The sequence below is a fragment of the Bacteroidales bacterium genome, assembly GCA_012519055.1.
Taxonomy (GTDB): domain Bacteria; phylum Bacteroidota; class Bacteroidia; order Bacteroidales; family Salinivirgaceae; genus JAAYQU01.
This window is the reverse complement of record JAAYQU010000023.1, coordinates 38,710-60,093: the sequence shown is the minus strand read 5'-3', so window position 1 is coordinate 60,093 and position 21,384 is coordinate 38,710. Positions and strand designations below refer to the sequence as shown.

The following is a 21,384-nucleotide window of genomic DNA, read 5'->3' as shown; positions in this document are numbered from 1 at the left end:
TTGGTTACTACTCAATAATTACATGATAAACAGTATGTCGCTTTGGTTCATCAATAAATACTTGTCGTTATTGATAGTTATTTCAGTACCTGAATATTTGCCGTAAAGAACAGTGTCTCCGACTTTTACTTCAACCTGTTCGTCTTTTTTAGCTGCGCCAACCAACATTATTGTTCCTTGTTGTGGTTTCTCTTTTGCGCTGTCGGGAATATATATCCCACTTGCTGTTTTTTCTTCGGCTTCCATTGGTTTAACAAGTACTTTCCCTGCCAAAACTTTTCCTTTTATTTCTGCCATTGTTTTAAATATTTTAAGTTAAACATTAATTTTTAATCTACGATTGGGATTATTTCACAATTTGTGCCAATACGGAAAATCGACAATTTTGCACTGTTTGACTGACAATTTAGCAGGAATTGGGTTTTGGGAGACTGACTAATCTACTTATAGAAGAGGTACAAGGGATAAGGAGAAAGGTAAATGCAATTAACAATTGATAATGGGTGATTGATAAATAAATTGTTGGGAAATTTAATGAGTGGTGGGTATTTGGGGGTGTAGAGACGGAGCATGCTCCGTCTCTACGTTGAAAACGTTACCCATAATATTGTTAATTGCTTTAGACAAGGGATAATTTCAAAACTTCCTCAATTGTCTTTACAAAGTGAAACTTTAAGCCATCGAGATAGACATCTTTTATCTCGAACAGATCTTTTTTATTCTCTTCCGACAAAATTATCTCGACAATACCTGCTCTGCGTGCAGCTAAGATTTTTTCTTTTATTCCTCCGACCGGAAGTACCTTTCCGCGTAGGGTTATCTCACCTGTCATCGCAATATTCGATTTCACTTTTTGTTTTGTCAGTGCAGAGGCTATTGATGTAACCATTGTTATCCCTGCCGAAGGTCCATCTTTTGGTATAGCGCCTTCTGGAATATGAATATGTACGTTCCATTGGTCTATGGTATCGTCTTCAAGATTAAGCAGGTAGGAGTGTGATTTCAGATATTCTAAAGCAAGAACGGCACTCTCTTTCATCACATCGCCGAGGTTTCCAGTCATGGTAAGGTTTCCTTTGCCTTTGCTAACAGCGGTTTCGATAAATAAAATCTCGCCTCCTGCGGCAGTCCACGCCAAACCTGTGACTATTCCAGGCATATCGTGATATGTGTATTTTTCGGGCACATACCTTGGTTGTCCTAAGTATTTAGGTATATCGGCTTTCTTTACGCTGACATTATACTCCTCGGAAGTAGCAATTTTCAGAGCAACCTTACGCACAACTTGCGACAGAGTCTTATCTAACATCCTTACACCAGATTCACGTGTATAGGATTCGATAATTTGCATAATTATTCTGTTCGAGAATTTAAGCTCTTTGGGTTTTAACCCATGGTTTTTAAGTTGTTTTGGAATTAAGTGACGTTGTGCTATTTCCACTTTTTCTTCGGGGAGATATCCACTCACTTCAATCAGCTCCATTCTGTCTAACAGTGCAGGATGGATGTTGTTGATAGTGTTTGCCGTGGCGATAAACATCACTTTTGATAAATCGTAATCTATCTCTAAGAAGTTATCATGGAAAGCTGAATTTTGCTCAGGATCAAGCACTTCCAACAGGGCTGATTCGGGGTCGCCGTGTATGTTTTTGTTTAATTTGTCGATTTCATCTAAAACAAACACAGGATTGCTCGACCCAGCTTTTTTGATATTTTGGATTATTCGTCCGGGCATTGCGCCAATGTACGTTTTTCTGTGACCGCGTATCTCCGACTCGTCGTGGAGTCCGCCGAGTGACATTCTTACATATTTACGTCCAAGTGCTGTTGCAATGGATTTGCCCAACGATGTTTTGCCAACCCCCGGAGGACCATAGAGGCAAATAATTGGCGATTTCATATCGTTTTTAAGTTTCAACACTGCTAAGTGTTCCATTATCCGCTCTTTAACCTTTTCGAGTCCGTAGTGGTCTTTGTCTAATGTTTTTTGCGCTCTGCTCAGGTCAAAGTTATCTTTGGTATATTCATTCCAAGGCAGTTCGAGCAACGTATTCAGATAATTCAACTGAACAGAATAGTCAGGAGCCATGGGATTCATTCTCCGTAGCTTTGCAAGCTCTTTTTCGAATGTTGCCCCAACTTCTTTTGACCATTTTTTTGTTTTTACCCGTTCGTTCATCTGTTCAATCTCATTTTGAACGGGATCGCCTCCAAGCTCGTCTTGCAGAGTTTTTATCTGTTGATTAAGAAAATATTCTCGTTGTTGTTTGTTGAGATCTGTTCTGACTTTCCCCTGAATGTCGTTTTTTAGCTGCGTTAGTTGTAACTCCTTGTTTAGCAGTTCTAACAGATTTAAAGCTCGCTCTTTGTAGTTTTGTGCATTTAATAAATTCTGTTTGTCGTCTGGCTTAAGATTGCTGCTCGATGCGACAAAATTTATCAGATATCGTTTGTCTTCTATATTGCGTAGAGCAAACCTTAGCTCATTTTGAAAATTATCAGATTCTTTGACTAATTTTAGAGCATAATCCTTGACTGAGCCTGCCAAAGCCTCAAATTCACGTTGCGAGGGGGTTTTCTCTTCAGCTTTTGTTACATGCCCTGTTAGGTATGGTTCTGTTGCTACAATTGAATTTATTTCCACGCGATGTTTCCCCTGTAGTACTACAGTTACCGAGTTGTCGGGCATCTCAAACATTTTGAGGATAACTCCAACAGTTCCATATTTATGCAAATCTTCGAAACCGGGATTTTCTGTGTTAACGTTTTTTTGCATAACAGCACATAAAATGCGGTTTCCTGCATTAACAGTATCAACTAATCTGCGGCTTTTTGCGCGTCCTACTATAATGGGAATAATAACCCCCGGAAACAGGACAGCATTACGCAATGGCATTATGGGCATTGGAACTGATTCATCATATTCCAAAGTTGATTGATCATCATTAATAATTGGGTACGCTCCGGGCGAATCGAGCTGGAACGTCATATCTTCTTCGTTGTGAATATCGTCAAATGTCATAGTAAATAAGTTTTCGGCTTTAATGTATAGCAAAAAGTAAACTAAAGATTAGAAACCTGTTAAAATGTCATGTTTCAAGGTGCTTTATAAGTATCCAACTGCTGCGTTACTTTCGATATTCGGACTCAGTCACGTACTTCAGGTACGCTCCTTCGTCCTCAATCTCAGTGCCTTGCATTTGGACACTTCTGAAATACCTTGCTGTTTTGTTTGTATTACTACGCTTCCTATTGTTCTTGTGATAACTGATAAATATGTCTCAAGATATCTTCATCTATTTCATTTAATATCAAGCCTCTACGTTCAAGAACAAGCCGTGCTGTATCGAGTGCTTGATTGATATCGTAATTTTTAAAACCAAGAGCACCGCCCCAACTATAAGACGGGATAAAAGAGCGCGGAAATCCCGAACCAAAAATATTTGCAGAAACTCCTACAACTGTTCCTGTGTTAAACATTGTATTGATACCGCATTTAGAGTGGTCTCCCATAATCAGACCGCAAAACTGTAGTCCTGTTCTTATAAATCTTTGTTGGGGATAGTTCCACACTTTTACCTCGGCATAATTGTTTTTTAAGTTCGAGTTGTTTGTGTCTGCTCCCAAATTGCACCACTCTCCGATTACTGCGTTGCCTAAAAAACCGTCGTGGGCTTTGTTGCTGTATCCGAATATAACCACATTGTTTAGCTCTCCACCAACCTTACAATTAGGACCTATGGTTGTGGCACCATAGACTTTTGCACCCATTTTTAGTGTTGATTCCTTACACAAAGCGAACGGAGCACGTACCATACAACCCTCCATGATCTCAGCTTTTGGTCCAATGTAAATATCTCCGTCATTCGTGTTTAATATCGATGCTTCTACAGTGGCTGTTGGGTGTATAAAAATGCGACCGTTACCTATTACTCTGTTTGTTTCAGAAATAGGAGCAGAAGTAGCACCCTCTGTAACGATGTCGAAATCTGACTTTAGTTCTATGTCGTTCAGTTTGAATATGTTCCAAGGGTATTCTATTTCGCGAATATTGTTCTCATATTCAAATTTCTCGAATGCTTCAGTGTCAAAACTACTATACTGAATATTCTTAGATTGTGTTGCCACTGCAATCCATTTGCCCTTATGAAACAAGGCTTGGTTTTGATTTAATTTATTTATTGCGTTAACCAAGTTTTTATCTGGCAAAACACCTGAACGTATTACTATGGTTTCGCCGTCTAGTGCTGTGGGATACTTTTTTTGCAGATATTCGGGAACAATTTGATAACCTTTTCGTGAAAGGAAATGTTCCCACTTTTCGATAATGGTAATAATACCAACTCTTATGTCTCCAATGCCTCGTGTAAATGTCAAGGGCAATAAATTGTCTCTGTTTGGTGCGTCGTGTAGGCAAAATGTTTTCATTGTCAAATTTGTTGTAGGGTTAGTATCATCTGTTCGTTTATGCAAAGTTAAGGATATTTTGTGGCTAATACGTAAATATTGTAAGTATACATATAAAAAAAGCTCTGCCGTTATGACAGAGCTATAAATATATAAGAAACTTATTACTCTATTTTTTTGTTTCGAGATGCTTAGCGTAACGGCTTCGGAATTTATCAACGCGTCCAGCGGTGTCAACAAGTTTCATTTTACCAGTAAAGAACGGATGTGACGTGTTTGAAATCTCTAATTTGATAAGAGGATAAGTCTCTCCGTCAATTTCAATTGTCTCTTTCGAGCTAGCCGTTGATCTAGTAATAAAGACAGTGTCATTTGACATATCGCGGAACGCAACTAAGCGATAATTTTCGGGATGAATACCTTTTTTCATTTTTATATGATATTTACAATTAATCTTTTATATTCGGGTTGCAAAGATAATAATTTTATTTATTCTATGAGCACAACATTTGTAATTTTTTTAATTTTTATTAAATCTACCTCAATAATTAATTACCTCAAGCTAACATTTATTGTTAACTAACTTAGTATCAAATATATTCTCAACACATTACTGTTGTATTGCTTTTTCGATTATTCGGTAACAATTCCAATAATTTTTGTTTTCGTATTCAGGTGAGCCCGAATAAATTAATTCTTTGTTTTTAAAAATAATCATTTTGGGGAAGATTGAATATTTAGCTTACTACAGAAAGATTTTTCAGCAAAATGTATCGGGAAACAGTACTTCTCTCTTACCCGTTCCACAGTATTGTGGGTACTGTCTCTTTTTAAAGGGACATTAACTGAATAAATATCCACGCGTGGGTTGTCTTTATACTTGTTAAACAACTTCTCATATTCTGGAAATTCTCTAAAACATACACCGCAAGAGGTAGACCAAATGTTAAGAACAACTATTTTCGAGGATTCTGAAATATCAATAGTATCATTTGTATCTGAGATTATGCATATTGAAGGGATCTCTTTTATATCATCTCTTTTTAATAAAAAAGTTGACCAATTGGGATGCACGATAAAGCCAATGAAAGCAAACACAATTACTAACGGAATTATACGAATTATCTTATATTTTCTTTGGCGTACCTTTAGTCCAATAAGAATAGAGATGGGTATTATCAAATTTATAGGTAAAGTGTACCAGTTCATTTCTACATGTGAACCATCGAAAAGTGGTTCCCAAAGCAGACTTAACGTATATACAACGAATATTGGAAAATATAGAAACAAAAAGTTTTTGAAAAAGCTATTATTCGGATTTAACGGCAAGTAAATACTCAATATTAGAAATATAGTACCAGCGATAAATGTCTGAAAATGCAAGCTGTAAAAGCCCGTAACAATAAACAGTGCATATGCAACAACTAATATTAAACCATTAAGTTTATGATGTTTGATAATTAGTGCGGCATAAATAAACACAGGGACTAAACCACTTAATATGAACGATATTTCGGAAAATGCAAATAGCTTTAATAAGTACTCGCTTTTAGTAAAGTTGAATATAATCAAGGGGATTGAATGTAGTACGAAAAAAGGTAAATAGATTAATAGCCAATTGTTTAGCATTCTGCTGGAAGCATTAGGCATCACTAAAGTAAAAAGAGCAAAAAACAGAATGGTTGCATACAATCCAATTGCCGGAAGGTAAATAACAAAAATCAGTGAGATTATTGAGATAACTGTAGAACTGAACAATATTTTTTTCATGATTAATTCTATTAGTTTAATTTTATTTGATATAGATTGCTAATCTACAGGCACTTATCATTCAATTCAACAGTCTGTGATTATCTGTTTAATCCGTGTCATCAGTGTTCCAATTGTTAATTATTCACTACTGAAAACTTTGGAATGCTTTCAATAAGCTCTTTTGTATATTCCGTCTCGGGTTTTTTGTAAATATCCTCAGCATTGCCTATCTCTACAAAGCGACCGTTCTGCATTATGGCTATACGATCAGACATATATTTAACGACTGATAAGTCGTGAGAAATAAATATATAAGTCAGCCCAAACTCTTTTTTCAGGTCGTTAAGCAGATTTAATATACGCGCTTGGACGCTGACATCCAACGCTGAAACGGCTTCGTCGCATATCAAAATCTTGGGTTGCGGGATTAGTGCACGTGCTATTACTACTCTTTGTCTTTGCCCTCCGCTTAGTTCACTTGGTAATCTTTTGTAATACGACTCATCTAATCCTACTTTTATTAGCCGATCGATAACTTTTAGGCGAATCTCTTTGCGCGTCATCTCGGGGCTATGTATTGACATAGTTTCGTGCAGTGCTGCACCAATAGATATTACAGGATTCAGTGATGAGTACGGGTCTTGATAAACAATTTGTATCTCTTTACTGAATTTCAGTCTTTTTGCAGCTATTAATTTTAGTGGCTTGTTTTGAAAAAATATCTCTCCGGACGATAGCTTTATAAGATTCAGAAGTGTTCGGCTAAGAGTTGTTTTTCCGCAACCGCTTTCACCAACTAATCCAAGTGTTTCTCCTTCAAATAGTTGAAACGATACATTGTCAACTGCTTTTACAACTTTCTCTCTTTTATGGTCGGCATATTCTACGCTAACACCCTTTGTCTCAATTATCTTATTATCAGATATATCTGATTCTATTAAAGTGGGGTCTTCGTGTAAAGTTGAGTTGCTATCAATAAGGTCTGATATTTCGGGTAGCCTAAACTTTTGATGTTGGAGCGTAGGTCTGCATTTTATCAGAGCCTTAGTGTATTCGTTTTGAGGATTATAGATAATATTTTTTGTCTCTCCACGTTCGACTATCACACCTTGGTACATTACGGCAATCTGGTCGGCAATTTGCGAAACCAAAGCTAAGTCGTGTGAAATAAATATCATTGAGAGATTCTCTTCCTTTGTTAGTGATAGCAACAGTTCTACAATCTCTTTCTGTACAGTAACATCGAGCGCTGTTGTGGGTTCGTCAGCAATTAGCAGTTGAGGTTTGTTGGCTAATGCCATTGCAATAAGCGCGCGTTGTCGCTGTCCGCCAGAGAGTTGAAAAGGGTATGAGTTGAAAATACGTTCAGCCGGCGAGAGTTTTACCTGTTCGAACAGCTCAAAAATTTTGTTTTGCGCTTGTCTGTACGTTGTTTTTTGATGAATTTGCACTATCTCAACTAGCTGTTTACCAATCCGTTTCGACGGATTAAAGGCAGTCAACGAATCTTGAAATATCATTGATATTTGGTTTCCGCGTATTTTTCTGTACTCTTGTTCGGTAAGCTTGTTCAGATAAACTTTCTGTTCTCCGAAAATAATATCGCCCGACATCTGCGCATTTTTTTGCAACAGCCCCATAATGCTAAGTGCCGTCATTGATTTGCCTGAGCCGGATTCGCCAACAATTCCAACTATTTGACCCTTCTGCAAATCGAGAGTCAGATTGTCGATTACCGTGTTATTGTCAAACTTAACTGTTAGATTTTCAATGTGTAACACCGTTTACCTTATCTGTTTTTTGATTGTTTGTATCTTATTCTCTCGTTTTAAAGAGTAAGTCTTACTTTTCGAGTTGCAAAATTCGTATAGTTGTAATGCCTTTTCAAGATGTTTTTTTGACTCATTTGAGGTGTCAGCAATGCAAATATCAAAAATTAAATCCGCTAATAATTCAATATTCTCACTACTAAAACCCTTAAAATCTGATATATATTTATTTGACTCTTCAGTATTTAATGACAAAAATTTATTCAGATTGAACTCTGACTCCTCAAACAACATGGTGGAAGCCGTATCAAACTTATTTTCAATGGTTAACGACGAGCTTTCTTTCCCGCCAAATAGTTTTTGCCGTATATAACTTAATATCAGCCCTATCTTTTCTATTTCACGGAGTATGTAGTCTTTTTGTTCCAATGTGATTTGTTTGATGTCTGACGTGTAGTTTTAATGCTCTACAGCGTTATTTATCTTGACTTCGCAACTCATCAAAATCGAACACCAAGTCTAATCGGAATTAACAACGATTGTTGTGTCATGGCAAATCCTGATTTTGCATAAATACCTATTTTTTCTGTCAGTCTATAGTTCAGTCCAACGGTAAACTCACAAAGTCCTGTGCCAGTGCCATTTTTATATTGATTCCAAATGTGACTGTATCCGAATTTTAAATTAACAAGTGGCGTTAGTTTGGTTTTTAAAGGCAAGTATTCAAAATCTGCAAATGCCGAAAATCCATCTATCCCCTCAAAATTCAAGTATCCTAATCCTATTCCCACAAATAGTTTGTTTTTTAAATTTATACCGTTTACAATGTTAAAGTCTATACCGTTTTGTTCGTACAAATTGTAACCTTTCCAATTTGGACCTGGGTCAACTTCTATTGTATTATTTTGGTATTTTAAAAATCCCGTCTCGGCTTTTATTGAATAATTAATTTGAGAGTATACATGATTAAAAGTCAGGATTGTAGTTAACCCTATGGCTATAAGCTTTAATTTATTCATCTGGTTCTCTTTTAAATTATTATTTATAGTTTTTGTGTTGTTATGTAGACAATGTAGAATTAACGAATCAAAAGCACAATTCCCTTAAATACATTCATATACTATTTAATAGTACTCCCGTTTTTAACTTCGGTCTGAGGAGATACAAATGTTAGTCTTCCGTCAGCATTCTCAGCCATTAAAATCATACCTTGCGATTGTATCCCCCTTATTTCGAGAGGCTCAAGGTTTATTAAAATGGAAACCTGTTTGCCAATCACATCTTCTGGCTCAAAATATTCGGCGATACCAGATACAACCGTTCTTTGGTCAACACCGGTATCGATAAGCAGTTTCATCAGTTTTTTTGTTTTGGCAACTTTCTCAGCCTGTAAGATTTTCCCAACACGGATATCCATTTTGGTAAAATCGTCGAATGTTACGCTTGGTAGCTGTTCGGCTACGGTGGCGTTTTGAACTTGATTTTGCGTTTTGATGTTTTTCAAACGGTTAATTTGCGCTTCAATTACGCTATCTTCGATTTTCTCGAATAGCAGTTCGGGTTCATTAATTTTGTGACCGATAGGGAGTAGGTCGGTTAGTCCTGCCTTTTCCCAACAGAGCCTTTCTGTGTTCAGCATTTTGCGCAGTTTTTCGGAGCTAAATGGCAAAAATGGCTCAAGTATAATTGTTAATCCGGCAGTAATTTGAAGAGATATGTTCAGTATCGTAGCTACACGACTTGGTTCCGTTTTGAAGAGTTTCCAGGGTTCGGCTTCTGTCAAATATTTGTTTCCAATACGTGCTAAATTCATGGCTTCTTGTAAAGCCTCTCTAAAGCGATAGTTCTCCAAAGCGTGTTCAACCTTGCCACGAACTTCGCCCATCTCTCTGATAATCTCATTATCATAGTCGGTAACCTCTAACACAGGTGGCACAACGCCCTCGAAATATTTATGAGTTAAAACTAATGAGCGGTTTACAAAATTGCCGTAGATAGCCAAAAGTTCGTTGTTGTTACGTGCCTGAAAATCAGCCCACGTAAAGTCGCTATCTTTGGTTTCTGGTGCGTTTGCTGTCAACACGTATCTAAGGACATCTTCTTTGCCTTTAAAGTCATCTAAATATTCGTGAAGCCAAACTGCCCAGTTTTTTGATGTAGAAATTTTGTCGCCTTCAAGATTTAGAAACTCGTTGGCAGGAACGTTGTCTGGCAAGATATAAGTGCCCTCAGCCTTCAACATTGAGGGGAATATAATGCAGTGAAACACAATATTATCTTTCCCGATGAAATGCACAAGTTTGGTCTCTTTATCTTTCCAATACTTCTCCCAATCTGGAGTAAGTTCCTTTGTAGCACTAATGTATCCGATTGGTGCATCGAACCAAACGTATAGAACTTTACCGCTTACTCCTTCAATTGGCAATGGAACACCCCAATCTAAATCGCGGCTAACTGCTCGCGGTTGTAAGCCTCCATCAATCCACGATTTGCATTGTCCGTAAACGTTTGACTTCCACTCTTTGTGACCCTCCAAAATCCACTCGCGTAGCCAGGGTTCATACTCATTTAGAGGCAGATACCAGTGTGTAGTCTCTTTCATTATTGGCTTGGCACCCGAAATTGTTGATTTTGGATTAATCAAATCAGTCGCATTTAACGATGAACCACATTTTTCGCATTGATCTCCGTAAGCAGCCTCGTTGCTACACTTTGGACAAGTTCCGGTAATATATCTGTCAGCTAAAAACTGTTTGGCTTCGGGATCGTAATATTGTTCAGATGTTTGTGTAATGAATTTTCCTTCGTCATACAATTTTTTGAAAAACTCTGAGGCTGTTTCGTGATGTATTTTATTTGATGTACGTGAATAGATGTCAAAAGATATCCCAAATCGCTTGAACGAGTCTTTAATCATAGCGTGATATTTATCAACTACGTCCTGTGGGGTTACTCCCTCGCTGCGAGCTTTTATGGTAATGGGAACACCGTGTTCGTCACTTCCTCCAATAAAAATTACATCGCGACCTCTTAAACGAAGATATCGTACATAAATATCAGCAGGCACATAAACTCCTGCAAGGTGTCCTATGTGAACAGGTCCGTTGGCATACGGCAGGGCAGAGGTAATTAAATATCTTTTGGGTTCCATTGTGGAAAAATGTATAGTTTATTCTACTGTTACTGATTTAGCAAGGTTTCGTGGTTGATCTACGTTGCAGCCTCGCATCGTTGCAACGTGATATGATAATAATTGCAATGGAATTACTGTCGTCAATGGTGACAAAAAGCCCATTGTTTGTGGGATCTCTATAACGTGGTCGGCAAGGTTTTTAATGATATCGTCTCCCTCGTTAATAACGGCAATAATTCTTCCTTTACGTGCTTTAACTTCCTGAATGTTTGAAACAATCTTATCGTGGCTTTTATCTTTTATTGCAATAAATACGACTGGCATATTTTCGTCGATCAGTGCAATTGGTCCGTGTTTCATTTCGGCAGCAGGATATCCTTCGGCATGTATATAGCTGATTTCCTTTAATTTAAGGGCTCCCTCTAAGGCAATAGGGAACAGATATCCTCTTCCTAAGTATATTGAGTTTGTTGCATCTTTGTAATGTTCTGCGATTTTGCGAATATCATCGTTTCTTTGCAAAATCTCTTCAATTATGTTTGGAACATTTCGCAACTCATCAACCATTTCATTAAATTGCTCGGTTGATATGGTTTTCTTTTTATGGCCAATAATCAGAGCCATCATGGTTAATACGGCTACTTGTGCGGTAAACGCCTTTGTTGACGCAACGCCAATCTCAGGACCTGCGTGAGTATATACTCCTGCATCGGTTTCGCGTGAAATTGAGCTTCCAACAACGTTGCATATTCCAAGAACGGTAATACCTTTTTCCCTAGCCATACGGATAGCTGCCAAAGTATCGGCAGTTTCGCCACTTTGACTAATGGCTATTATTACATCATCGGGATATAGTATGGGATCCCGATAACGAAACTCAGATGCGTATTCAACTTCAACGGAGATACGAGCAAGGTCTTCAATCAAATATTCGCCAACTAATCCAGCATGCCAGGATGTTCCGCAACCAATAATCAGAATTCGTCTTGCATTAACAAGCTCGTCCATTACTGCAAACAGACCTCCAAGTCGGATATCAGTATTGTCAGGAGCTATCCTACCGCGCAATGTATCCATTATAGAGCGGGGTTGTTCGAAAATTTCCTTCAACATGAAGTGGTCGAAACCCATTTTGTCTATATCACCTATATCTAAATCTAATTTCTGAATAATTGGAGTAAGTTCTTCGTTTTGTATGGTTTTTAGCTGCAATTCATTGCTTTTTATCACAGCCATATCGTTGTCATTCAGGTAAATAACACTATTTGTATGTTCAACAATTGGCGTTGCGTCCGATGCTATAAAGTATTCGCCACTTCCAATTCCAATAACCAAAGGACTACTTTTGCGTGCAACAATGAGTTTGTCGGGCTCATCGGTGCAAAAAACAACTAACCCGTATGTTCCTATAATCTTGTTTAGAGCAAGTCTAATAGCTGTTTCTGCATCAACTTCTCCTTTTATGTAAACGTATTCTATAAGATTTACTAAAACTTCGGTATCAGTATCTGATTTAAAAACATAACCGCGGTCTTCTAAACGTTTTTTTAACCTTGGGTAGTTTTCAATTATTCCGTTATGTATCAATATAAATTTGCCATTCATTGAAACATGGGGGTGTGCATTGATGTCGTTAGGCTCACCGTGGGTTGCCCAGCGGGTGTGACCAAAGGCAATATTGGCTTCCACGTTGCGATTTTCGACTAGTTTTTCTAAGTCGCTTACCCGACCCTTGCTTTTATATACAAACGGTTTGTTGTTCCATAAGGCAATACCTGCGCTGTCATAGCCCCTGTATTCCAGGCGTTTTAACCCATTTATTACTATTGGAAACGCTTGTCTTTTTCCGATATATCCAACTATTCCACACATTTTTAGTAAATTAATGATATTGTTGTTTTACAATTGAGCCTTAATTTGTTTATTTTGATCTTATGATATGAATAACAGGTCTAACACTATCATTGGCATGTTCCGGACCAGCTATGATAGCCCTGTTAGCTTTTGTTAAAGGACTTGTGGCATAAGTAGTAAGGGTAATTGATGACTGTTTTTCAATTAATGCCTTGTACAATAATTTGTTAATTCTAATCTTATAACCGTTGATTTTATTGTCGTAATCCTCCGGAGTTGTTGTTAATCCGCCAGGTCTTCCATAGTCAGGAGTAAATACTTCTTGTGAATTTTCAACCATTTTAACAATAATTGATGTTGGTGGAATATAATTATCAATATCGCTTTCAGGAGCTATCTTTAATATCAATTGAGCTGAGTTTATTGCCCAAATGTCGTCACTGAAAAGTGAATCTAATCCATTAATGTCAATTTTTATGCCTAATCCATTCATGCCTTGCATATATGCAAGAGGTTGATTTGTTGTATCAGTTAATGAGGTTGGTATATTTGTACTTGAGTAGTCGTGGTCAAAAATAGAGTAACTTTTTGTTGAGGTGCTTTTTGGAAGAAAATCGAAGTATGTTGTATCTGTATCATTTCTAAAGTGCAGTCTCATGCGAGTATCGGCTTGGCTTAAATCAATACTAATAATATTCCCGTTAGTACTCTGATTTTCAGCCTCTATTATCAAACCAGGAAAGTAGCTTTTAAAAATAGTATCATTTTTGAAATTTACAGAATCGTTCAGTAGTGTTGCAGCAAACTCTTGTGTAGACAACTTGATTTCAAAAGGAGTGGAGTCAGAGGGATTAAATATCATCTCTTTTTCGGCTAGCAGTGCACCTTTATAGCTGTTTAGAGTTGAAAAATTGACAACTGTGCTGTCAAAGTCATCTAAACTCATACCATCATTAACTCTATACACCCTAACAATTTGTGTAGCTGCAGAATCGAGACCGTAATATCCCGAACGTTCAATAAGTTTTAGAACAACGCTGTCTCCCACTGGATTGTTTCCAAGGTTAATTAACGTTGCTTTTGGAACTAACTGCAATGCCAAGGCCGCCCTTGTTCTTCCAAATTGGGGATCGTTATAATCGCCGATTAATCCAATAGTTGCACCAGCTAGCGACAAGCTATCGGCAAATTTGGTAGAAGTTTTTATAGTATGTAAGGTATCATACTTAACCGTGAATCTATTATCTTGTAAATGGATTCCGATAATTGAATCATCCTCTTTGCAAGCATAAATTGAGAGGAGGATAGCACTGATAATAAATAGTCTTTGCATTTAGTGATAGTTGGTGTTAAAGTTGATCGTAAAATTCGTTATGTAAATCAACGCATTTTTCGTCCTCGTGGTATTCCAAAATCGGTTTTTCTGACTTTTTTGCATACTCTAAAACCTCGGGATTGATGTTTTTATCACCAATTATAATAGCGTCTGTCGCATCTAGAGCTGTTTTCATCAAATTGATGTAAGAGGGATCTTTTTCTAACAATTTGATTGCAGATGCAGGAATATTCTCACGGGTAAGTTTTTTGAAAAACTCTTTGTTTAAAGAGTGCTCAAATGTTTCATCGTATAACGTTAGAACTGTTTTAGAGTTCTCATACAGCGGATTTTGATTATATACGTGTTTGACATAAAGTGTTACAATTGCTGATAACCATCCATGACAGTGAACAATATCAGGAGACCACCTTAGTTTTTTAACGGTTTCGAGAACTCCATTGGCAAACAAAATTGCTCTTTCATCATTATCGGCGAAAAATTTGCCATCATCATCAACAAGAACAGCCTTGCGCTGGAAATAGTCTTCATTATCAATAAAATAGACCTGCATTCTTGCAGATTGAATACTGGCAACTTTTATTATTAGAGGATGATCGGTATCGTTAATAACTAGATTCATTCCACTAAGTCTTATAACTTCGTGTAATTGATTTCGTCTTTCGTTGATACAGCCATATTTAGGCATAAAAGTTCTAATCTCTTTTCCTTTTTCCTGGATACCTTGCGGTAAATATCGGCAAGTGTTTGCTATGCTGCTTTCAGGTAGGTAAGGAAATATTTCTTGAGCAACATATAGAATTCTTGAATTTCCCTTTTTCTTCATTGTAATATATTCGTACTAATCTGTTATGTTTTGCAAAGATAAGAAATTTTTAGCTTTTTTTGAAATCCAATATTGTCTCTTTTTTATATAGTTGGCGTTATTATTTTGTTTTTATTCGTGATAACTTTTATGTACATTTGAACGTTTTTTTAAAAGCTCGAGAATTGATAATATTGTTTTTTCAACTAGATAAAATATTTTGTTATGAGACTATTTGTCATTGCCCTTTATTTTATTAGCCTTGCTGCAAATTTGCAGTCGCAGATACTTAAGCAGGAGTATGTTTTTTCAAATCCCGTCATTGTTGGCGACAGTCAAAAAAAGCTGATAGAGATTGACGGATGTTTAAATAAGGCTATTAATGGCTATCCGCTATTACCCTGGAGAGCGTGTAATTTGGTGCTTCCTGAAGGAACGCAGGTTGAAAGAGTTGAAATTATTTCTCATCACGCAAAAACCTTGAATGTAGAGGGAATTATATCACCGGCAGGAAACGTTAGACCGTTATCAGATTACGAAAACCGTGAAGAACCTACACCTAACGAGCATGTTTACTCCAAGTCGGTATATATGGGTCAAAATTTTGAGGAGATAAAGTATAGTGTTCATTATCTGAACAATACGCCCGTGCTTATGTTTGGATTGTGTCCGATTAAATATAATCCTGTAGAGTCAAAACTAATTTATCACAACAAAATAGAGGTTAAGGTGTATGGAACTGTCGGAACAGCTCCAACGGCTTTAACAGAAAACGATCTGTTTCTACTAAACTCATTTATCGACAATCCTCACGACTTGCCGAAAGTTTCATCTACGCCAAATATCGACAATAAAATTGATGTTTTAATTGTTACCTCAAGTGCTTTTGCCGATGAGTTAAATTCCCTCAAAGTAGCTTATCGAGCACGTGGTAAAAAATCTGCCATTGTTACAACTGAACAGATTAATAGTTTGTACCAGGGTGTCGATTTAGCAGAAAAAATAAGAAACTGTATTAAGTATTATTATCAATCGAAAAGAATAAATTTTGTTGTATTGGGTGGCGATACAGAGATAATTCCTACCCGAAAATTACGTTCATCTGTTCAATCTTCATCGGTTCATACCGGAGACATACCCTCAGATTTATATTATTCAGCCCTTGACGGAAACTGGGACAGTAACCAAAATGGAATATATGGCGAACCTGCAGAAGCAGATTTACTTCCGGAACTTGCCATTGGGCGCATTCCTTTTAGCAATACAACTGAGCTAAACAACTTTTTGTCAAAGATTACCAGATATGCTTTTTCTCCTGTGATTTTTGACACAAACAGACCTCTGCTTGCAGGGGAACACCTATGGGATAATCCGCTAACATGGGGTGCTCAATATCTTGACTTGATAGTTGGACTTCATGATGATAATGGTTATACCACTCAAGGTATACCACCTTCAGACCCTTATGATAGTTTATATGATAGGCATCAAACATGGAGTGCTACGCAATTGCGTAATAAAATCAATCAAGGAACATCATTTATTCATCATGTGGGTCATGCCAATGAAAACTATTTAATGCGATTTAACAAAGGAGACCTGACAGAGACTTACTTCTCAACTATCGACGGTATTTCACATTTGAATCCACTGGTTTATTCGCACGGTTGCTTGGCAGCTGCATTTGACGAAGATGAATGTATTGCAGAAAGAATGATTTTGTTGCCAAATTTTGCAAGTGGATTTGTGGGAAATAGTCGGTATGGTTGGTTTAATGAGGGACAAACCGAGGGACCTTCTACACACCTTCATCGCGAATTTGTACATGGATTATACGGATTAGAGTCTCAATATTTAGGCAAGGCACATCAGGTAAGTCAGTTGCGTACAGCAGCATGGGTTGATCTTCCGTCCGAGTACGAGCCAGGTGCTCAACGATGGGTGCATTATGCGTGTAATATTCTAGGAGATCCGTTACTTCCTGTATGGACATCACAGCCATCATCGTCAACGTTTTCGGTTGTTGGAGATGCATATGCAGGAGACAATCAAATAACCATCGTCAATACCACTGGTCCAAAAAATTATAACGTCTCATTGCTCGACAAAAATGGCAAACTGTATGGTAATAAATCAATTGTATCAGATACGACAGTTATGAGTTTTTACCCTACGGTAAGAGAGCCTGATACTCTGTTTTTGATTTCACATGGAAGAAATGTGTTGTCTGACACGGTTCCCGTTATTTTTCTTCAACCCACAGGACCAACTTTGGTTTACAATGGGTATGAGATTCAAGGGAATCCTCACAATTACGCTGTATCAGGCAAAACCTCAGAAATGACAATTGAGGTTAAAAATATTGGTCTTACAAGTGCAAATCAATGTATAGCTGTTGTTTCAGCAATTACAAATGGATTGCAGGTAGAAGCAAAAGAGCTGATTTTGGGAGATATTGAACCAAATGAAGTTGTTAACACTACAGAAACAATAAGTTTTAGTGTTCCATTTTCAATACAAAACGAAGGAAATATTGTGTTTCAAATAGATTTTTTAATTTCCGATAATATATTTATTACTGACTATTTTCACATTCCTGTGTTAGCACCAATTTTGTCGTTGGGAGAAGCTTCTTGGGACGACTGTCAAGGGGGTAACTGCAATCAGTTGCCTGAAAAAGGTGAGGTGGTAACAGTAAATATCCCCGTGTCAAATTTAGGAGGTGTTAAAACAGACTCTATTACCGCCTTTTTTACATTGCTATCAGGCAATTGTACAGTTATTAATTCAGAGTTCAAAACAGACACATTGTCTCCATTACAATCGTCAACATTAACTTGTTTTTTATTAATTAACGAAGACTCTCCTGTCGGAGACAACATTTCTTTAAGAGCGATAGTGTCTGATGGGACTTTTGCTGAGAGAATAATGGTAAATAACAGGGCAAATTTGCCAGTTGAAGATTTTAATAACTCATCATTTGATTTACCAATATGGACTAACAATTCATCAAGCCCATGGACTTTTTCCGGAGATGGATTACATGGCGGACATTGCATGAAATCAGGAACCATTGGTAATAGTCAAAGTACGGAAATCTCAACAACAATTACGTTAACTCAGCCGGACGTTATAAGCTTTTGGTTGAAAGTCTCGTGCGAAACTTCAAGCTCTTCTACCCCATACGACTATTTAGAGTTTGTTGTTAATAATCAACGTCTTGGAATTTGGGGTAATAATGAAAGTTGGACAAAAGTAGCTTTCTCATTAACAGAGGGCACACACAATCTTGTCTGGAGATATAAAAAAGATTATTCAGGTGTTGGTGGTGCCGATGCTGCATGGATTGACAGAATTGTTTTTCCGCCGGTTTTAGATATTCCGGCAATAATCAATCAAAGACCAATTATAAGCGGATTAGCCGACACTACATTACAAATAGATAATAACTTTAATATCCCGTTTACAGTAAGTGATGCCGATAATGATCCTGTTACTGTCAATATATTTAACAACCCCAACTGGGTTACATTGAATGAAAATAGTGGTCAATATCATTTAGTAGGCAAAGCACCTGCTTTACCAGACATTGAATATATTTTTCAAATAGTTGCAACAGACGGCAAACAGGCTGATGGCAAAAGTATAAAAATTACAACCTTTGACAACACAATAATTCTGTCGGAGACCGAATTGAAAACTATTACAGTTTATCCAAATCCGGCATCAACCTATTTTGTTTTAGATGGACTACCTCCTACAAGTAGCGGCACAATAACAATTGTTGACACAAAGGGAGCAATCGTTTATAGTAGAAATCATAATAGTGATGCTCAAGGAAGAATTATTGTTGAAAAATTTAATAATAAAGGTCAAAACGGAGTATATTTGTTGAACTATCAATTTGGAAATTACAAGGGAACGACTGTTTTGTTAATTAAATAGACAGGATTTAATGCCGTGAAGTTGTTTTTTATAATGTCAATAATTACAGTAATAGCATTAAATTAAGAATAACTCTTTAATCTAACTTTTTAGAAAAACAAGATAGACACAATATTTTATTTTAAAACACGTAAATAATAACTATATAAACCTAAAAAGATCAAAATTATGAACATCAAGTATTTAAAAATCAAATTGATTGCCGCAATAGCAGTTTGTGGCATTATCGTTTCATGTGGTTCAAACACAGGTAAACAGCAAGACCAACAAAGTGAAGAAGCTACGCAAACTGAACCTCAACAAATTGAGGAGTTAACGTCAGATTCAATTTATTTGGTAACAGAAGAACCAGCGGGTTGGGCTGGTACCGAAGAGGAGCGTTTAGAAAAACTTACTCCAGACCCTAAAAAGTTTAAAGTTACTGAAATGCAAGTTGTTTATGTAAAATTTGTAATCGAGAAAGACGGTACAGCAAGTTCAATTGGAATTGTGCGAGGAGTTAATGAAGAGTTTGACAAAGAAGCCATTAGACTTGTAGAGTCTGTAGAAAAATGGACACCTGCTGTTCATGAGGGGGAAATAGTTAGAAGCGCGTTTGTTTATCCCGTTGAATTTTTGCCGGAAGAGTAATAAGAAATTTGACAGTTATAATCTAAAATAAAAAGAGTATATTTATTGAATAATTTGTTTTCATAATTAATATTTTAGGCTGTCTCGGGTGCACAACGAGGCAGCCTTTTTTCTATTAGCCATCAACAAGTTGTAATTTCTTTTGTCTTTTACCTTTATATTTTTACCATATTTTGTTTACTTTGTGTGGATTAATAATGCTCCCAATGAAAAAGGTTAAGTCGTTGATTCTTATAGTACCATTATTGCTATTTGGAGAGGCTTTGTATTCACAAAAAGACACTATACTGCTTACTTTCGATCAATTAATTGAAATTGCACGCAACAAGTCGCCACATAGTGCCATGGCACGCCATACATTTAAAGCCTCTTATTGGCAATATCGCTCATACAGAGCAGGTTATTTACCCTCGTTATCGCTTACCTCGTTACCACTTGGAATAAACCGTTCGTTAACCTCATACACTCTGCCCGACGGTTCGGACACCTTTATCGAACGACGCGGGAACAACTCTTCCGTACAACTAAATTTAGCACAAAAGGTACCATTTACAGGAGGCGAGTTTTCAATTGGCTCGGCATTGCAGCGCACCGATTTTTTTACCGATAGTCTCACCGCTACATCGTATATGTTGAACCCAATAAACATATCGTACAAACAGCCACTTTTTACATTTAACCCTTATAAATGGGAAAGAAAAATAGAGCCAATACGTTACGAAGAGGCAAAAAAACAGTTCCAGTCAAGATTGGAGGATATTTCGCAACGCGCTGTCCAACAATTTTTTGATTTGGTGTTGGCGCAAATTAACACAGAAATTTCAAGAATTAACTACCAGAATAACGACACTTTGTACAAAATTGCACAAGGGCGTTATAATATTGGAACAATTGCAAGAGATGAACTTTTACAGATGGAGCTAACCTTTCTGAATTCGCAAAATGCTTATAAACAATCTCTTAACGATTACGAGGATTATCATTTTCGGCTACGCTCTTTTTTGGGATATCCAAACACAGTTATTTTAAAAATAGTTGTTCCTGACAGTGTACCAAACGTTGTCATTGATTCAGATAAAGCATTAGAGTTGGCTTTGAAAAATAATCCCAAGATGTTGGAGATACAACGTAACATGATTGAGGCTGAAAGAGAGGTTGCACGTACCAGAAGCGAACGCATTTTAAATGCTGACCTGTATGTCTCATTCGGGTTATCGAAAACAGGTAATGAATTAGAAGAGTTGACAAAAGATATGCTTGACCAGCAAATGGTAAGTGTTGGATTGTCAATACCTTTAGTCGATTGGGGGCGGGGCAAAGGACGTTATAAAATGGCTTTATCTAACCTTGATTTGACAAAAATTACTGGAGAACAGGAACAGCTCGATTTTGAACAACAAATTTTTTTGCAGGTTCTTAGGTTTAATATGCAAAAAGACCAGATTTTAACTGCCGCCAAAGCAGATACGATAAGCCAGTTGCGTTTTGAGGTAGCTAAACAGAGGTTTATGGTAGGCAAGGTAGCCATAACCGACCTGAATATCGCTGGAAACGAACGTGACGGAGCCAGAAGAAACTATGTAAGTGCAATTCGCGATTACTGGCTAAACTATTATGCATTACGAGGACTAACAGCCTTTGATTTTATCAGAAACGAAGAGATAAAAGTTGATTTAGAGATAGAGTAGAAACAGTACGTACACCACTCTACCATGTTGTATTTCAAATATTTTAAGAAATATTTTTTGATTTT

The 21,384-nt window shown here is 37.0% G+C and carries 15 protein-coding genes; 3 read left to right on the top strand and 12 right to left on the bottom strand.

Annotation, left to right across the window (positions count from 1 at the left end; genetic code table 11):
* Nucleotides 1–18: 18 nt before the first annotated feature.
* The 12 genes from GX311_04705 to GX311_04650 all read right to left on the bottom strand — a co-directional run bounded on the left by GX311_04705 (nt 19) and on the right by GX311_04650 (nt 15,077).
* Nucleotides 19–297, bottom strand: a complete 279-nt coding sequence (locus tag GX311_04705; GenBank protein NLK15678.1) for a co-chaperone GroES — start codon at nt 295–297, stop codon at nt 19–21.
* A 322-nt stretch (nt 298–619) separates the two neighbouring features.
* Nucleotides 620–3,022 (bottom strand): endopeptidase La, encoded by a 2,403-nt coding sequence (lon, locus tag GX311_04700; protein ID NLK15677.1) that lies wholly within the window; start codon nt 3,020–3,022, stop codon nt 620–622.
* Nucleotides 3,023–3,249: 227 nt separating this feature from the next.
* Nucleotides 3,250–4,428 carry a glucose-1-phosphate thymidylyltransferase gene (locus GX311_04695; protein NLK15676.1) on the bottom strand — a complete coding sequence of 393 codons (1,179 nt, stop codon included), beginning with the start codon at nt 4,426–4,428 and terminating at the stop codon, nt 3,250–3,252.
* Nucleotides 4,429–4,576: 148 nt separating this feature from the next.
* Nucleotides 4,577–4,837: a type B 50S ribosomal protein L31 gene (locus GX311_04690; GenBank protein ID NLK15675.1), complete on the bottom strand. Its 261-nt coding sequence runs from the start codon at nt 4,835–4,837 to the stop codon at nt 4,577–4,579.
* Between the two features lie 284 nt (nt 4,838–5,121).
* Complete coding sequence (locus GX311_04685; protein ID NLK15674.1) at nt 5,122–6,177, bottom strand: redoxin domain-containing protein; 1,056 nt, start codon at nt 6,175–6,177, stop codon at nt 5,122–5,124.
* Nucleotides 6,178–6,293: 116 nt separating this feature from the next.
* Entirely contained in the window at nt 6,294–7,940 is a 1,647-nt protein-coding gene (locus tag GX311_04680; protein NLK15673.1) for an ABC transporter ATP-binding protein, read from the bottom strand.
* Nucleotides 7,941–7,943: 3 nt separating this feature from the next.
* Nucleotides 7,944–8,357 carry a hypothetical protein gene (locus GX311_04675; GenBank protein ID NLK15672.1) on the bottom strand — a complete coding sequence of 138 codons (414 nt, stop codon included), beginning with the start codon at nt 8,355–8,357 and terminating at the stop codon, nt 7,944–7,946.
* A gap of 71 nt (nt 8,358–8,428) precedes the next feature.
* Nucleotides 8,429–8,947, bottom strand: a complete 519-nt coding sequence (locus GX311_04670) for a hypothetical protein (GenBank protein ID NLK15671.1) — start codon at nt 8,945–8,947, stop codon at nt 8,429–8,431.
* A 101-nt stretch (nt 8,948–9,048) separates the two neighbouring features.
* Entirely contained in the window at nt 9,049–11,079 is a 2,031-nt protein-coding gene (gene metG / locus GX311_04665) for a methionine--tRNA ligase (GenBank protein NLK15670.1), read from the bottom strand.
* 18 nt (nt 11,080–11,097) lie between these two features.
* Entirely contained in the window at nt 11,098–12,933 is a 1,836-nt protein-coding gene (glmS, locus tag GX311_04660) for a glutamine--fructose-6-phosphate transaminase (isomerizing) (protein NLK15669.1), read from the bottom strand.
* 49 nt (nt 12,934–12,982) lie between these two features.
* A complete protein-coding gene (locus GX311_04655) occupies nt 12,983–14,248 on the bottom strand; it encodes a DUF4270 domain-containing protein (GenBank protein NLK15668.1) in 1,266 nt (421 codons plus the stop codon).
* 16 nt (nt 14,249–14,264) lie between these two features.
* Nucleotides 14,265–15,077, bottom strand: coding sequence for a glycogen/starch synthase (locus GX311_04650; protein NLK15667.1), 813 nt, complete (start codon nt 15,075–15,077; stop codon nt 14,265–14,267).
* Between the two features lie 204 nt (nt 15,078–15,281).
* Between GX311_04650 and GX311_04645 the strand changes: the two genes are divergently transcribed.
* The 3 genes from GX311_04645 to GX311_04635 all read left to right on the top strand — a co-directional run bounded on the left by GX311_04645 (nt 15,282) and on the right by GX311_04635 (nt 21,319).
* Nucleotides 15,282–19,001 carry a T9SS type A sorting domain-containing protein gene (locus GX311_04645; protein ID NLK15666.1) on the top strand — a complete coding sequence of 1,240 codons (3,720 nt, stop codon included), beginning with the start codon at nt 15,282–15,284 and terminating at the stop codon, nt 18,999–19,001.
* 168 nt (nt 19,002–19,169) lie between these two features.
* Nucleotides 19,170–19,631, top strand: a complete 462-nt coding sequence (locus GX311_04640) for a TonB family protein (protein ID NLK15665.1) — start codon at nt 19,170–19,172, stop codon at nt 19,629–19,631.
* Nucleotides 19,632–19,837: 206 nt separating this feature from the next.
* On the top strand, nt 19,838–21,319 hold the full coding sequence (locus GX311_04635) for a TolC family protein (GenBank protein ID NLK15664.1): 1,482 nt from the start codon (nt 19,838–19,840) through the stop codon (nt 21,317–21,319).
* The last annotated feature ends 65 nt before the right edge of the window (nt 21,320–21,384 follow it).

What these genes read in the sequence shown, in the direction of transcription:
- GX311_04685 (NLK15674.1), bottom strand. Translation starts at nt 6,177, where the DNA reads ATGAAAAAAATATTGTTCAGTTCTACAGTTATCTCAATAATCTCACTG.
- GX311_04650 (NLK15667.1), bottom strand. Translation starts at nt 15,077, where the DNA reads ATGAAGAAAAAGGGAAATTCAAGAATTCTATATGTTGCTCAAGAAATA.
- GX311_04635 (NLK15664.1), top strand. Translation starts at nt 19,838, where the DNA reads ATGAAAAAGGTTAAGTCGTTGATTCTTATAGTACCATTATTGCTATTT.
- GX311_04655 (NLK15668.1), bottom strand. Translation starts at nt 14,248, where the DNA reads ATGCAAAGACTATTTATTATCAGTGCTATCCTCCTCTCAATTTATGCT.
- GX311_04640 (NLK15665.1), top strand. Translation starts at nt 19,170, where the DNA reads ATGAACATCAAGTATTTAAAAATCAAATTGATTGCCGCAATAGCAGTT.
- metG (NLK15670.1), bottom strand. Translation starts at nt 11,079, where the DNA reads ATGGAACCCAAAAGATATTTAATTACCTCTGCCCTGCCGTATGCCAAC.
- GX311_04695 (NLK15676.1), bottom strand. Translation starts at nt 4,428, where the DNA reads ATGAAAACATTTTGCCTACACGACGCACCAAACAGAGACAATTTATTG.
- glmS (NLK15669.1), bottom strand. Translation starts at nt 12,933, where the DNA reads ATGTGTGGAATAGTTGGATATATCGGAAAAAGACAAGCGTTTCCAATA.
- GX311_04645 (NLK15666.1), top strand. Translation starts at nt 15,282, where the DNA reads ATGAGACTATTTGTCATTGCCCTTTATTTTATTAGCCTTGCTGCAAAT.
- GX311_04670 (NLK15671.1), bottom strand. Translation starts at nt 8,947, where the DNA reads ATGAATAAATTAAAGCTTATAGCCATAGGGTTAACTACAATCCTGACT.
- GX311_04705 (NLK15678.1), bottom strand. Translation starts at nt 297, where the DNA reads ATGGCAGAAATAAAAGGAAAAGTTTTGGCAGGGAAAGTACTTGTTAAA.
- GX311_04690 (NLK15675.1), bottom strand. Translation starts at nt 4,837, where the DNA reads ATGAAAAAAGGTATTCATCCCGAAAATTATCGCTTAGTTGCGTTCCGC.
- lon (NLK15677.1), bottom strand. Translation starts at nt 3,022, where the DNA reads ATGACATTTGACGATATTCACAACGAAGAAGATATGACGTTCCAGCTC.